This window comes from Chroococcidiopsis sp. CCNUC1 (genome assembly GCF_023546805.1).
In the GTDB taxonomy this organism is placed as follows: Bacteria; Cyanobacteriota; Cyanobacteriia; order Cyanobacteriales; family Chroococcidiopsidaceae; genus Chroococcidiopsis; species Chroococcidiopsis thermalis.
On sequence record NZ_CP097480.1, the window covers coordinates 1602222 to 1615844 of the forward strand.

A 13623-nucleotide genomic window follows, 5' to 3' on the forward strand; every position below is an offset into this window, starting at 1 on the left:
AGAAAAATTGTTATTTTTGAAAGTTTTTATTGTCTTGATTCTAGCAAACGCCCCTGCTAACACTAGACTCTATAAAAGAACAGGGTCGATGGCTCAAATCTTTAGTAATTCCTATCGACCCTGTAAGCTTGACTTATTAGTTAAACCTTTTGAGCCAATTCTATGCGTTGAAACACTGGTCTAGGCTCCCCCAATTGTTGTATATCGCTCAGTATCCCCCAATTTGAGTGACTACTGAATGGAGTGGTAATGAAAGTTTGAGCTTTGTGATTAAAATCAATCGCAAATCCTAATTGCTGATAAATTTCGGTGCAAGTATGTGGGATAATTGGGGCTAGTAAATAGGCTGCTAATCTCACTGATTCCAACACAGCATACAATACTTCCTCCACTTCTGTCTGTCGCTTTTGTTTGTAGAGACTCCACGGGGCTTTCTCATCAATGAATTTATTACTTGCTCTGACGAGATCGAGAATCGCTTCACAAGCGCGGTCGAATGCTAGGACTTCGTAGTATTGTTTCACCTCTTGTCCTAAAGAGGTAGCGATCGCCTTCAGAGGATGCTCGGCAGCTACTTCTCCTACACTCGGTACTTTGCCAGCGCAGTACTTGCGCACCATGCTCAGGGTGCGATTTAACAAGTTACCTAAGTTATCTGCTAAATCTGCGTTGACTGTATTGATGAATCGAGTTTCGCTAAAGTCTCCATCTTTACCAAACTCGATCGTCTTGAGGAAGTAATAGCGCACGGCATCGGAACCATATTGCTTAACCAAAGCTACGGGATCGATTGTATTTCCCATCGTTTTTCCCATTTTCTGCCCGTCTTTGGTTAAAAAGCCGTGTCCGAAAACTCGCCCTGGTAACGGCAAACCAGCAGACATCAACATCGCGGGCCAATAGACAGCATGGAAGCGGAGAATATCTTTACCGATAATGTGTATGTTAATGGGCCACCATTGAGCTAAAGCATTTTCCAAAGTTGCTTCGCTGTCAGGATCGAGCAGCGCCGTCACGTATCCTAACAATGCATCAAACCAGACATAGAGCGTCTGTTCTGGCGCGACGGGAACGGGAAAACCCCAATCTACATTCACTCGCGAAATCGAAAAATCCTGTAAGCCTTGACTGACAAAGTTCAGCACTTCGTTGCGACGGCTGACTGGCTGGATGAAATCGGGATATTTTTGATAATGTGCTTCTAGTTGTTCTTGGTAGCGCGACAAGCGAAAAAAGTAATTTTGTTCGTCTCGCCACTCTACTTGTTTATTTGGGTGCAGCGGGCAGTAATTCCCCTCTAATAATTCTCGTTCCTCTTTAAATTCTTCACAGGAAACGCAATACCATCCTTGCTGGCGATCGGAGTAAATATCTCCTGCATCCCAAACTCGCCCAAAAAATTCTTTGACAATGGCTTCATGTTGAGTTGCTGTCGTCCGACTAAAGCGGTCGTATTGAATGTTCAACAGCTCCCACAAAGAGACAAAGCTAGATGAAATTCGATCGCAATACTCTTGAGGCGATCGCCCGTGACTTTCTGCTGCTCGTTGAATTTTCTGCCCGTGTTCGTCTGTGCCTGTAATCATGAGTACGGATTTACCCAACAATCGCTCAAACCGAGCTAGCGCATCTGCTGCCATCGTTGGATAAGCACTGCCGATATGAGGTAAGTCGTTGACGTAATATAGTGGCGTTGTAACAGCGAATGTGTCTTTGCTGCGATCGGCAAAATTCATGAATCTTAAGCAGAGGATTTAAAAACTCCCTCTATCATATATCAGCCTTGGTAGTTATATATTTTCATTACTTTTAATGCAACTACATAATTACTTGAGTTATGACTCTTGCGATCGCGATCGAATAATTAAACTCTATAAAATTAGCTCAATTTCTGATAGAAACTGTATAAGTGGAGAGTGGTGTAGGGAATTGGTAGTTGGTAATGGGTAATGGGTAATTGGTAATTGCTCCCTTGTCCTCCTTGTCTTCCTTGTCCCCTCAGCTCCCTGGGCTCCCTGGGCTCCCTGAGCTCTCTTCTCTCCCTTGTCCCCCTTGTCTCCCTTGTCCCCTCAACTTCCTCAGCTCCCTGGGCTCTCTTCTCTCCCTTGTCCCCCTTGTCCCCCTTGTCCCCTCACTCCTCGCTCCTCGCTCCTCACTCCTATTCCCAAAGATATGCGATCGGGTTCGCAAAGAAATGTAAAAATAGATTAAGTACAGCAGCAACTCGTTCGAGCGATCGCCGGCTGCCGATCTCATAAAAGAACTATACAAAGTAGTGCATGAGTGGAAACAGCCCCCTGCAAATTTCTGATTGGTTTCTGGCTTCAATGGGAACCAAACAGTTTCTCTATTACGAAGACCGTATTCCTCGCGATAGTGCCGTTTTGATCGTGAGTAATCATCGTAGCTTTATGGATGCACCACTGTTGATGAAGGCAGTGGAACGTCCAATCCGCTTTGCTTGCCATCATTACATGGGACAAGTACCAGTCATGCGCGAGATTGTCACGGGTCAATTAGGGTGTTTTCCTTTGGAAACTCCCCAATATCGCCAACAAAGCTTTTTTAATCAAGCAATTGAATTATTGCAACGTCGGCAAGCCGTGGGAGTCTTTCCCGAAGGGACAAAGCCAATGGTGCAATTTAGTCAACCTTACCAGATGCAAAAGTTTCAGCGCGGATTTGCTCACTTAGCGATTCGGGCAGCTGCGGGTGGAGAGATTCATAAACCAGTCAAGGACTTGGCAGTTCTACCAGTGGCGATCGCCTCTTTAGAAGAAGTTAACACCTCCGCCGTACCGCTGCGGCTGCTGAGCGTATTTGACCCCTCAGAACCTTTATTCGATCGCGCTGGCTGGCATCCTTTAGTTATTTATCGCCGCGTTGCCCTTCTCGTCGGTCGTCCCTTGTGGATTACGCCTCAGCAGGTGAAACAATATCAGGGCAAACAAGCAAAAGCTGTTGTCTCAGAATTGACCGAGCGCTGCGAGACAGAAATCGAGACGCTGTTACGTCAAGGATGTTACTAGTTATGAATGATAAAGGAGCAGAGGAGCAATTCAAAATTCAAAATTCAAAATTCAAAATTCAAAATTCAAAATTCCCCGACTCCCGACTTCCTAGTACGGGCGCGCAGCAGTGCGCCCCTACCGATTCCCGATTTTCTACAACAACACCAATAGTCTCCAATCGTCCCTGTTTCCTCAGTCCGAAAAAACTTCAGCCGGAGTATCCGCTATTCGTATTTTTACCAGGTATGGATGGAACGGGGCAGTTATTGCGATCGCAAACTGAAGGTTTAGAAGTTGCTTTTGACGTGCGTTGTTTGATGATTCCACCAGATGATATGACAAGTTGGGATGTGTTGAGCGCACAAGTGATTCAACTGATTCACAAAGAACTTGCTAAAAATCCTCAAAGAGAAGTTTACTTGTGCGGCGAGTCATTCGGTGGCTGTCTAGCAATGAAAGTAGCAGTCAAAGCACCAAAGTTATTTAGCCGCATTATTTTGGTCAATCCTGCTTCTTCCGTACAACTTCGTCCTTTCTTAGCGTGGGGTTCGCAATTTGCAAATCTAGTGCCGTCTTGTTTCTACCAATTTGGGGCAGTGGGATTGTTACCGTTTCTTGCCTCCTTGGGGAGAGTAACTAAAAGCGATCGTCGCGAAATGCTTAAAGTCATTCGTTCAGTACCCCAGAAACAGTTCTCTGGCGAATTGCTTTAATCAAGAACTTCGATGTAGACAAAACACAGTTACGACAACTAACACAACCAGTATTACTAATTGCCAGCGCTCAAGATCGTCTTTTACCTTCAATTGCAGAAGCCGAACGATTGCTCGGAATTTTACCAAATTCCCGTTTAGTTGTCCTACCCTACAGCGGACACGCCTGCTTGCTCGAATCAGAGACAAATCTTTATGACATCATGCGATCGCAGCATTTTTTAGATGCAAATACGGCAAAAATGGCTGCTGGTAGGTCGTAAGTCGGAAATTGTTTAAATCTCCGCTGCTCCCCGATGAAAATGTAACGAATTTTACAGAAATTTAGTGTGTTTCGATCGTGGAAGGATAGGCTAGAGATCGAGAGATAATCCGATCGCAATCGGGCGATCGCAATCAAATAGAGGAAAAAATATGGTTTCTACATCCCCACTGCCGCTAGAAACTCCCTCTCCGGCTCATATTTGCCCCTACGACCAAGCGTGTAGCTATCTAGAACAGGCAGCAAAAGAATTAAGGTTAGACCAAAACCTACTCGTGATGCTGAGTCACCCGCGCAAAGTTATCACCGTATCAATTCCAGTTAAACTCGATAGCGGCGAAGTGCGAGTGTTAGCGGGGCATCGCGTACAGCATTGTGATATTTTAGGACCTTATAAAGGTGGAACTCGTTACCATCCGGCTGTAACCCTGCGAGAAGTTTCAGCATTGGCAATGTTGATGACATGGAAATGCGCTTTGCTGGGTATTCCCTACGGTGGGGCAAAAGGCGGAATTGCGATCGATCCTAGTCGCTATAGTGTGGGAGAACTAGAACGCATTACCAGACGTTATACGAGCGAACTGATCAAGGATATTGGACCATCTGTAGATATTCCCGCCCCAGACATGGGGACTTCCGCACGGGAAATGGCGTGGATGATGGATACGTATTCTGTCAACGTCGGTCACGCCGTACCGGGAATTGTGACCGGAAAGCCGATTTCGGTGGGTGGATCGCGGGGTCGGGAAATGGCAACGGGACGGGGTACGATGATTGCCGTGCGAGAGGCACTTGCCGAACGGGGTAAGTCTTTGGCGGGATCGCGGATTGCGATTCAAGGTTTTGGGAATGTTGGCGGTGCGGCGGCTTTGTTACTCCATCAAGCAGGAGCAAAAGTCATTGCTGTGTCTACTGGTGCTGGGGAGTGTACGCCGAAAATGGTTTAGATGTTCCCGCACTTAAGAGTTTTGCGGCTCAAAATCACCGTAGTTTGAAGGGTTTTCCCAACGCCATGCCAATTAGTAATGCTCAGTTGCTAACTTTACCCTGCGACGTGCTGATTCCTGCTGCATTAGAAAATCAGATTACTGAGGATAATGCTAACCAAATTCAAGCCGCGATTGTAGCAGAAGCAGCGAATGGACCGACAACCCTAGAAGCAGACCGCATCTTAGAAGCACGAGGGATAACAGTATTACCCGATATTCTGGCGAATGCTGGCGGAGTTGTAGTGAGTTATTTGGAATGGGTGCAGGGGCTGTCTTATGTATTTTGGGATGAAGAGCGCGTCAACCGAGAATTAGAACACTTGATGGTGCAAGCATATCAGCAAGTGTCTCAAAAATCTAGGCAGCGGGAAATATCCTTGCGAGGGGCTGCGTATATGTTGGGTGTCGGTCGTGTTGCTCAAGCATTATCTGACCGAGGGTTGTATCCTTAATTTTTTATATAGCCTTTTTCAATTCGATGAAATACAAGATCTGTAGGGGCGCATAGCTGTGCGCCCCTACGAATGTATCGCATCATAACGAGAATCGCTATATATGTAGAGATGTTTCATGAAACGTCTCTACAAAGCAAATTCATCAAACTTAACTACATCTGAACCCGGGGATCGCGTGTCAAATCGATAGCTACTAATCGTACCTGTTGCCGTATTGAAAATACTAAAAACTGTAATATCGTTGCTGGCAATATAAGGCTGTGGCTTATCGTCTTCACCTCGTAAAGGGGGAATGGTTGGTACTATAGGTTCTAATCCATTCGGATTGCCTAGCGCAACATAATCCTTATTATTGCCAGGTGGGACTTTTCGCCTTTTATTTCCCACAGCCGCACCGTAAGTATTGCCAACATTCGATGTTTCTAAAAAGTGCGTGCCATTATTACTAATAAAACGATTCCACAGGTGAGAATGCCCGTAAAAAACTAATTGCACCCCAGCCGTCTCTAACAAAGGTACGACATCGCGAATGATGTAATCTGCTGCTCTAGGATATTCGTATCGCACTGCTTCGAGGCTACCATCTGTAGCGCGATCGCGAATTTGTACTGGATCGGTATAAGCAGGAACGATATTATCTCCTAAAGAATGGGGCGGATGGTGGAACATAACAATTTTGTATTTCGCTTGTTGAAACTCCTGGCTTTTGAGTTCCGCTTCCAACCAGTTATATTGCGGACTACCCTGAGCAATTTCACCAAAAATGACTTGTCCATAGCCCCACTTTTCAGGGCGATCTAAATCTTGTTGGCGTTCTTGGTACTTTCCTCTTACATCTGGCGTGAGATTGTAAGACCGCCACATATTTGTCACGTACAGCACTACCAACCGTACATCACCAAAGGTAATGGCGTAGTATGTCTTTCCGCCTGGACTCGTTTCGGGAAGCGTGAAAATTTCTTCGTAGGTATTCGTATTAAAGGAACGATCCTTCAACCATTGTTCTGTTTGAGTTTCTGTTTGTTCGGGATAAAGTTTTTTAGCGATCGCGCGCGGGATAGAATTCTCGAATTCTTCCCCTAAACTATCGCCACTACCATATCTACCCATTACCTCATGATTGCCGATCGCGGGAAATATTGGCGCATATTGAGCGATCGCCCCACCGCGATACACTGTTTTAGCAATCTCGTATTTTGCCCTTCCTTGCAAGCAGGGAAAAAACGCGCCACCACGATTATCGTCAAACCATTCTGAAGCGCGATCGGGAATATTAATTAAATCTCCAGCAAAGAAAACCCCGTCTACTCTCCCTACCGTCTCTACTACTTTTTGCAAGTTTGCTGCTGTCATCGGTTTGAGTTGATGATCCGAGGTGAGTAAAATTTTGAGTGGCGTTCCAGATTCAGGCAGGGAAGCAAGGGTATATTCACCGCTACTGAATGTCGTGCCATCTTCACGCACGCTAGACACGCGATAGGGGACGCGCACCCCAGCGCTTAATCCCGTCACTTTTGCTTCGTGTCGCCAGATATCTCGCAGTTTGATGTTTTGGTATTGTCCGGTTTCAGCTTGTGCGCCGACATGGGACTCTCGATCTTCTCGCGTGCGGCTGAGTTTAACTGTAGAGGCGATCGCAGTTTGTTTCAGTCCTGCACCATAAGTAACTGCGTGCTGACTACCTGCAAATTCTGTAAACCACACTACTTGTACAGAGTTGGCTGTTGGTAGTTGTAAAAATGGCTCTGTCAGTAACTGAGGTGGTGCAGGCATCATTGGCTCTCTGTTGAACACTCCTAGCAGCGTCAGCATCAAGATTAGCAAAAAACCAATAATGGCGAAGATGGCAAAACGAAGCGCTTTCGGCAGCGCATTCCACCCGACTCTCGACTCTTCTAGCCTTGACCGAGTAGAAAACATCATTTCTTTATAGTATAGTGGTGCATCTTCATCATTTCTTGATGACAGCAAAATAGAGTAAGTCTTACAGTTGATATAGAGTAAACAAGCAAAGGTTTACTTGACGCCAAACCGAATATCTCTAGCTCTAATACTATACTTAAGTAATTATCGTTAAGCACAAACCCGTATGTAATCTAAGTTACATACGGGTTTGATAATTTTTGGTCACTAGTCATTTGCGACGTTAGCGCTTTACAGTCAAACCAATGATAGTTCCATAATCGAAAAATACAATCTTCAAAAGATAGAAAATCAACCTTTTCATCGCAAATCCGCGCTAGAAATGTTGGTCTTCAACTAGATCGATCCTTATAGCAACCCCACACGCTCGAAACGTTATGGCGATCGCTAGTCATTTGTGAATCACAAATAACAAATGACTAATGACTAATGACTAATGACAATTTTTGTATCACAAGTCACGCAAGTAAGCACTCAGGGAATTGTTAAAATTAGTTACCAATAGCAGCGAGCTTTCTAGAAATCTTGCTGCCCTCACTTCTCTCATCTATATTTCAATCTACAGGAGTGTTTCGCGTGAATGCAGCCGAGCAAGCGATTAATCTGGAGTTTACAAGTAAGATTGCTACGGTGGTGAATTTACTCAAAGCAGAGTTTCCTGAAATTAGAGCCGATCTCAAACCTTGGACGAACGATCCAGAAACCCTAGAGTTAGTCGATCCTGACTCGGTTGATATTGGCTTTCATTTTCCTGGTTGGAGTAAATCGTTTCAGAGTCGCAGTATCCTAATCCAAATTCGGTTTTATCAAGATCCCATCAGCGATGTCCGGCGTTGCATCGGCGTGGAGGCTGCTGGATTCGATCATCGTGGCAAACAGTGGCAATTTTCTACGGTTGAGGAATGGCGTTGTGAAGGCGAAACAAAACCCAAAACAGAATCCAGCGACAAGTTAAAGCAGATTTGCCGCAAGATTATGGAAGTGTTTAATGGTCAAGGGAGCAGGGAGTAGTGAGCAGGGAGTAATTATCAGCAACCAAGTGACCAGTTAAATTTGACTTGTGACTTGTCTTGCTCCCTCAATTCTCTTTTCCGACTCCCCCAGAAGCGCAGCCACAATCGGCGGCGTACACAGTTTTATATGTCGTGTCGCGTTTGCCAAATAGAGTGTAGCGGTTATCGCGGATTTGTTCGTAAGTGCGATCGCCCATCCATTTTAAGCCAGGTAGAGAACGGTAAGCATTGACAAATATTTCACCCATCGGTAATAGTCTGCCAATTTCTTCAGCGGCGGCTGTACCTTGCCAACGACGATTGGGAGTATTAGCATCAATTAAAATCATCCCGAGTTCGCAATCTTGAGATGTAATTCCTAACTGTTGCAAAGCAGTTTCATCTTGCATGGATATATAGCGAAATTTTTGTCCTTGGTCTAGTTTTTCTAATAATTGAACGAGAGTGGTACAGAGATTGCAATTGCCGTCAAAGATAACGATATATTGGTTCATTGGCGTAGTAATGGGTAATGGGAAGTTGTAAGTCGTAAGTCGTAAGTCGTAAGTTGGAATTAGCTGATAACTGACAAAAACATCTAAATCCGAAAAACAGGTTGGTCGGGATGAGCGGGATTGGGAATTAAACGCTGATTTTTACAATCTACGAGTAAATCTAATGTTTCTAATACAGTTTGACCAATTAAGACTTCATCCCCAGTTACTAACACTGCCTCGGTTGTCTCCCGTCCCATGATTTCGATAATTACAGGTTCAGTAAGTCCCACCATTTCCTCTCTACCATCAGCATATTTAGCAAGCTGCTGAGCGCGAACTTTTAAGCCCAGTTCTTGTACTATAGCTTGAGATACGACTGTACGAACTGCACCAGTGTCTACTAGTGCTTCAGTTTCACACACGCGCAACTGATTTGGATTAAGTAATCCTCGATTGACTAAGATTTCATCAACAGCATTTGTAAGCTTGACTGGTACTCGGACTGCTCCCATATGTTCGCTAGCTGCAACATCAATTCGATTGAAACTTACCATAATTCAATTGCCTCTCTCATAAAGACTTTACTTTTTGATTATTTTATGGTAGATACGGCAAAATATATTAGGCAGACAATTTAGACGAAAAACAAGGTATAAATTAAGTAATTTGCATGAGTCTGCGCTGTTCGATTTTAGTGGCGGAAATAACTAAATAGGTACTCTTAAGAGTTTGAAAACTATATAGAAAACTCAGAAACACAGTGTACGGGTTGGTCATAGTGTCCTCACAGCAAGCAGGGAAACGACATGAGCCAAGAAATCCTGGGAATTCACCATGTGACTGCGATCGCCTCAGACCCACAGAAAAATCTCAACTTCTACGCTGGTTTTTTGGGTCTGCGTCTAGTCAAAGTTACTGTCAATTTCGACGATCCTGAAACATACCATTTCTATTACGGCGATGAATTAGGACGACCTGGTACGATTATGACGTTTTTCGTCTGGTCTGATGCGCCTAAGGGTCGTCAAGGAACGGGACAAGCGACAATTGTATCCTTTGCCATTCCCCAAGCATCGTTGGGTTATTGGATCGAACGCTGTATTAAATATGGCATCCGCTACGAAAGTCCCGAAGAAAGGTTTGGCGAGTCTGTCTTGAGTTTTAAAGACCCAGATGGATTGATGGTAGAACTAGTAGCTACAGCCAATCCTCAAACTTCATCGCCTTGGTCTACTAGCGGTATTCCCGCAGAACACGCAATCCGTGGAATTCATACAATCATGCTATGTGAGGATGGCTACGAACTGACGGCAAAGTTGCTGACAGAAACGATGGAGTGGAATTTTCAACAACAAGAAGGGAATATATTTCGCTACCAAATTGGGGCAGGAGGATCGGGAAAAATTGTCGATGTCAGGTGTGCGCCAGATTTTTGGAAAGGTGCGGTAGCGGTGGGGACAGTCCATCATGTAGCGTGGCGGACTCGTAACGATGAGGAACAGGAAGCTTGGAGAAGCGCGATCGCTAATTTAGGATTTAACGTTACCCCAGTCTTAGATCGTCAATATTTTCATTCAATTTACTTTCAAGAACCAGGGGGAATTATTTTTGAATTAGCTACAGATGCCCCAGGTTTTACCGTTGATGAAGCACCAGCAGAACTGGGAACTCACCTGATGCTACCTCCTTGGCTGGAAAAGAAGCGGCAGCGAATCGAAGCAATTTTGCCATCACTATATTTACCGCAAACTGGTACTTCTCCCATTCGTAGCAGCAACCATCGCCCTCAAACTCAACTCGGATTTACTCACCGTTTTATCCCTGCTGCTGAGCCAAATATACCTTACACCTTACTACTGCTACATGGAACAGGAGGCGATGAAACCGATTTACTTTGGCTGGGGGAAGAATTAATCCCAGATGCAGGAATACTCAGCCCACGCGGTCAAGTTTTGGAAAATGGAATGCCGCGATTTTTCCGGCGCTTAGCTGAAGGGATATTCGATCTAGAAGACTTAAAATTCCGCACCCACGAACTTGCTAACTTTGTTGCCACTGCTGCTGACAGCTACGGATTTGAACCAGATCGAGTTGTTGCTGTAGGCTATTCCAATGGAGCAAATATTGCTGTCAGTATGTTGTTACTCCGTCCCTATACTTTGAGTGCAGCAGTATTATTCCGTCCGATGGTTCCCCTCGAACCGTCTCAATTACCCAGTCTTACTGGTATCCCCATATTTATTGCAGCCGGACGTAACGATTCTATCGTCAGTCCAGAGGAAACAGAACGATTAGTCAAAATATTGCAGACTGCTGGTGCTGATGTAACCCTCACTTGGCATTCTGGCGGACACGCCTTAAGTGGAGAAGACGTGCAAGCAGCTAAGCAATGGCTGTTGACAGTTATCAGTTAACGGTTATCAGTTGACAGTTATCAGTTAACCGTTATCCGTCAACTACCAACTACCAATTACCAACTACCAACTACCAATCATGACAACTAAGCCTGTCATTTTAACAGTTGACGACGATCCAGAAGTTTTACAAGCGGTGGCGCGGGACTTGCGACGTGAATATGGCGATCGCTTTCGCGTTTTGCGGGCGGAATCTGGGGCAGTTGCTTTAGAAGCGCTGCAACAGCTTAAACTGCGAAACGAGCCTGTAGCATTGTTTTTAGTAGACCAAAGAATGCCTCAAATGTCTGGGGTAGAGTTTCTGGAACAGGCGTTACAGATGTTTCCAGAGACGAAAAAGGCTTTACTTACGGCGTATGCAGATACGGATGCAGCAATCCGCGCTATCAATACTACGCGGATCGATTACTACTTGATGAAGCCTTGGGACCCGCCAGAGGAAAGGTTATATCCAGTATTGGACGATCTCCTCGATGATTGGTTATCGCAATTCCGTCCGCCTTTTGATGGGATTCGCGTAATTGGCAATCGCTGGTCGCCCCATTCTCACGAGATTAAAGATTTTCTCGCCCGCAACCAATTACCTTATCAATGGTTGGATATTGAATTGTCAGAGGAAGCGCAGGATTTAGTTAAATACGCCGACTGCGATAAATTAAATTTGCCGCTGGTGCTATTTTCCGATGGTTCCAGTTTACTCAAACCTTCGCCTTTGGAGGTTGCAGCCAAAATTGGGCTACAGACTCAAGCTGGAAAACCATTTTACGATCTGGCGATTGTAGGAGGAGGACCAGGAGGTTTAGCGGCTGCGGTTTATGGTGCTTCGGAAGGGTTGCACACGGTATTGATCGAACGGGAAGCCCCAGGTGGACAAGCGGGAACGAGTTCGCGGATTGAGAATTATTTGGGATTTCCTGTGGGTTTGAGTGGTGGCGATTTGGCGAGAAGGGCAGTCACCCAGGCTAGACGTTTTGGTGTAGAGATTCTCAATCCCCAAGAAGTGCAGGGAATTCGCATAGAAGATCCCTATCGGATTATAACTCTCGCCGATGGCAGCGAAATTAGCTGTCATGCTTTAATTTTGGCGTTGGGCGTTTCGTGGCGACGGTTGAACGTCCCAGGAATGGATCGATTGACTGGGGCGGGTGTGTACTATGGTGCAGCGCAAACCGAAGCCCTAGCTTGTCAAGGGGAAGAAGTCTACATCGTTGGTGGTGCAAACTCTGCCGGACAGGGGGCGATGTATTTTTCTCGCTATGCCCACCACGTCACGATGTTAGTGCGGGGCGAGTCTCTTGCTAGTAGCATGTCGCAATACCTAATCGACCAAATTGCCGAGACACCAAATATTACAGTTAAGGTGCATTCTCAGGTGGTGGAGGTAAAAGGAGAGACAAATTTAGAGGCGATCGCGATTCAAAATACCCAAACAGGTGAAATTGAAGTCGTTCCGGCTAATTCCCTATTTATCTTCATTGGGGCTGTTCCCAGAACAGAATGGCTAGATGGAATTGTCGCACGCGACGATCGCGGTTTTGTTTTGACTGGAACAGATCTCAGCCAGAACGGACACCGCCCAAAAGGATGGACGTTAGATCGAGAACCTTTTTTATTAGAAACTAACGTACCTGGGATTTTTGCTGTGGGCGATGTACGTCACGGTTCCATTAAGCGCGTGGCTTCTAGCGTTGGTGAGGGCTCTATTTGCGTCCAATTTATCCATCGGTATTTGAGTAATGTGTTGTAGGTGGTAATGGGTAATAGGGAAGTCAAAATTCAAAGGTTAAAAGTCAAAAGTCAAAATTACATTTGTAAGTAAAAAATGAATAATGACCAATGACCAAAAAAGTAGAAATAGAGAGGTTGTAGCTATGCGATAAGTCAATCTTGTTGAAGCATCTCAACAATTATCAGAATTAATTGAAGCTGCAATGCATGGGGAAGAAGTCATTATTACAAAAGACGAACAGCCACTAGTTCAACTCACGCCGCTATTGGCAACTCAACGTCGCCGTCAGCCAGGAAACGCTAAAGGCTTAGTAATAATATCCGATGATTTTGATGAGCCTCTAGAAGATTTTAAGGATTACATGTCATGAGGTTCTTGCTAGATACTCATACATTTATTTGGTACGTGGCGAATGAAGGACAACTAACTACCTCAGTTTTGGAGATCGTTAATGATGTAAATAATGATATTTTGTTGAGTGTAGCTAGCCTTGGGGAAGCTGTAGTTGCATCCTTACGTCTTCACCATCGCTATCCGTTCGCTCTCCTGTTAATCTCACAAGTAATTGTAGAGCAATTACCAATATTAAGTATCGATTCTGCTTTCGATGCCGATCCAATGCAAAGACTTTGGTAATA

At 45.0% G+C, this 13623-nt stretch carries 11 protein-coding genes and 2 pseudogenes; 8 read left to right on the plus strand and 5 right to left on the minus strand.

The window, feature by feature from the left end; translation table 11 throughout:
• Positions 1 to 140: 140 nt before the first annotated feature.
• Together metG and M5J74_RS07495 are read right to left on the minus strand one after the other, a co-directional pair.
• The gene (metG, locus tag M5J74_RS07490; RefSeq protein ID WP_015153514.1) at positions 141 to 1736 is read right to left on the minus strand and encodes a methionine--tRNA ligase; all 1596 of its coding nucleotides are present in this window, start codon (positions 1734 to 1736) and stop codon (positions 141 to 143) included.
• Between the two features lie 262 nt (positions 1737 to 1998).
• A complete protein-coding gene (locus tag M5J74_RS07495) occupies positions 1999 to 2256 on the minus strand; it encodes a hypothetical protein (RefSeq protein ID WP_250016180.1) in 258 nt (85 codons plus the stop codon).
• A gap of 23 nt (positions 2257 to 2279) precedes the next feature.
• On the opposite strand from M5J74_RS07495, the gene M5J74_RS07500 reads away from it, so the two are divergent.
• From M5J74_RS07500 to M5J74_RS33340, 3 genes and pseudogenes are all read left to right on the plus strand, one after another.
• On the plus strand, positions 2280 to 3029 hold the full coding sequence (locus M5J74_RS07500) for a 1-acyl-sn-glycerol-3-phosphate acyltransferase (RefSeq protein ID WP_250016181.1): 750 nt from the start codon (positions 2280 to 2282) through the stop codon (positions 3027 to 3029).
• A gap of 227 nt (positions 3030 to 3256) precedes the next feature.
• A pseudogene (locus M5J74_RS33335) lies at positions 3257 to 3987 on the plus strand (alpha/beta fold hydrolase).
• Between the two features lie 151 nt (positions 3988 to 4138).
• Positions 4139 to 5427 (plus strand): annotated as a pseudogene (locus tag M5J74_RS33340) (Glu/Leu/Phe/Val dehydrogenase).
• A gap of 129 nt (positions 5428 to 5556) precedes the next feature.
• Here the strand turns inward: M5J74_RS33340 and M5J74_RS07520 are convergent.
• Positions 5557 to 7353 (minus strand): metallophosphoesterase, encoded by a 1797-nt coding sequence (locus tag M5J74_RS07520; RefSeq protein WP_250016186.1) that lies wholly within the window; start codon positions 7351 to 7353, stop codon positions 5557 to 5559.
• Positions 7354 to 7929: 576 nt separating this feature from the next.
• On the opposite strand from M5J74_RS07520, the gene M5J74_RS07525 reads away from it, so the two are divergent.
• Positions 7930 to 8364, plus strand: a complete 435-nt coding sequence (locus M5J74_RS07525; protein ID WP_015153519.1) for a hypothetical protein — start codon at positions 7930 to 7932, stop codon at positions 8362 to 8364.
• A 67-nt stretch (positions 8365 to 8431) separates the two neighbouring features.
• Here M5J74_RS07525 and M5J74_RS07530 read toward each other — a convergent pair whose 3' ends face one another.
• Positions 8432 to 8860 carry a thiol-disulfide oxidoreductase DCC family protein gene (locus tag M5J74_RS07530; RefSeq protein ID WP_106166813.1) on the minus strand — a complete coding sequence of 143 codons (429 nt, stop codon included), beginning with the start codon at positions 8858 to 8860 and terminating at the stop codon, positions 8432 to 8434.
• A gap of 83 nt (positions 8861 to 8943) precedes the next feature.
• Entirely contained in the window at positions 8944 to 9396 is a 453-nt protein-coding gene (locus M5J74_RS07535; RefSeq protein WP_015153521.1) for a clan AA aspartic protease, read from the minus strand.
• A 252-nt stretch (positions 9397 to 9648) separates the two neighbouring features.
• On the opposite strand from M5J74_RS07535, the gene M5J74_RS07540 reads away from it, so the two are divergent.
• From M5J74_RS07540 to M5J74_RS07555, 4 genes are all read left to right on the plus strand, one after another.
• Complete coding sequence (locus tag M5J74_RS07540; RefSeq protein WP_250016188.1) at positions 9649 to 11256, plus strand: VOC family protein; 1608 nt, start codon at positions 9649 to 9651, stop codon at positions 11254 to 11256.
• Between the two features lie 79 nt (positions 11257 to 11335).
• A complete protein-coding gene (locus M5J74_RS07545) occupies positions 11336 to 13003 on the plus strand; it encodes an FAD-dependent oxidoreductase (protein ID WP_015153524.1) in 1668 nt (555 codons plus the stop codon).
• A 184-nt stretch (positions 13004 to 13187) separates the two neighbouring features.
• Entirely contained in the window at positions 13188 to 13355 is a 168-nt protein-coding gene (locus M5J74_RS07550) for a type II toxin-antitoxin system Phd/YefM family antitoxin (protein WP_106217257.1), read from the plus strand.
• Positions 13352 to 13621 (plus strand): type II toxin-antitoxin system VapC family toxin, encoded by a 270-nt coding sequence (locus tag M5J74_RS07555; protein WP_250016190.1) that lies wholly within the window; start codon positions 13352 to 13354, stop codon positions 13619 to 13621. The genes M5J74_RS07550 and M5J74_RS07555 overlap by 4 nt, the downstream gene beginning before the upstream one ends.
• Positions 13622 to 13623: the final 2 nt, after the last annotated feature.

What these genes read in the sequence shown, in the direction of transcription:
- metG (WP_015153514.1), bottom strand. Translation starts at nt 1,736, where the DNA reads ATGAATTTTGCCGATCGCAGCAAAGACACATTCGCTGTTACAACGCCA.
- M5J74_RS07495 (WP_250016180.1), bottom strand. Translation starts at nt 2,256, where the DNA reads ATGAGATCGGCAGCCGGCGATCGCTCGAACGAGTTGCTGCTGTACTTA.
- M5J74_RS07500 (WP_250016181.1), top strand. Translation starts at nt 2,280, where the DNA reads ATGAGTGGAAACAGCCCCCTGCAAATTTCTGATTGGTTTCTGGCTTCA.
- M5J74_RS07520 (WP_250016186.1), bottom strand. Translation starts at nt 7,353, where the DNA reads ATGATGTTTTCTACTCGGTCAAGGCTAGAAGAGTCGAGAGTCGGGTGG.
- M5J74_RS07530 (WP_106166813.1), bottom strand. Translation starts at nt 8,860, where the DNA reads ATGAACCAATATATCGTTATCTTTGACGGCAATTGCAATCTCTGTACC.
- M5J74_RS07535 (WP_015153521.1), bottom strand. Translation starts at nt 9,396, where the DNA reads ATGGTAAGTTTCAATCGAATTGATGTTGCAGCTAGCGAACATATGGGA.
- M5J74_RS07540 (WP_250016188.1), top strand. Translation starts at nt 9,649, where the DNA reads ATGAGCCAAGAAATCCTGGGAATTCACCATGTGACTGCGATCGCCTCA.
- M5J74_RS07545 (WP_015153524.1), top strand. Translation starts at nt 11,336, where the DNA reads ATGACAACTAAGCCTGTCATTTTAACAGTTGACGACGATCCAGAAGTT.
- M5J74_RS07550 (WP_106217257.1), top strand. Translation starts at nt 13,188, where the DNA reads ATGCATGGGGAAGAAGTCATTATTACAAAAGACGAACAGCCACTAGTT.
- M5J74_RS07555 (WP_250016190.1), top strand. Translation starts at nt 13,352, where the DNA reads ATGAGGTTCTTGCTAGATACTCATACATTTATTTGGTACGTGGCGAAT.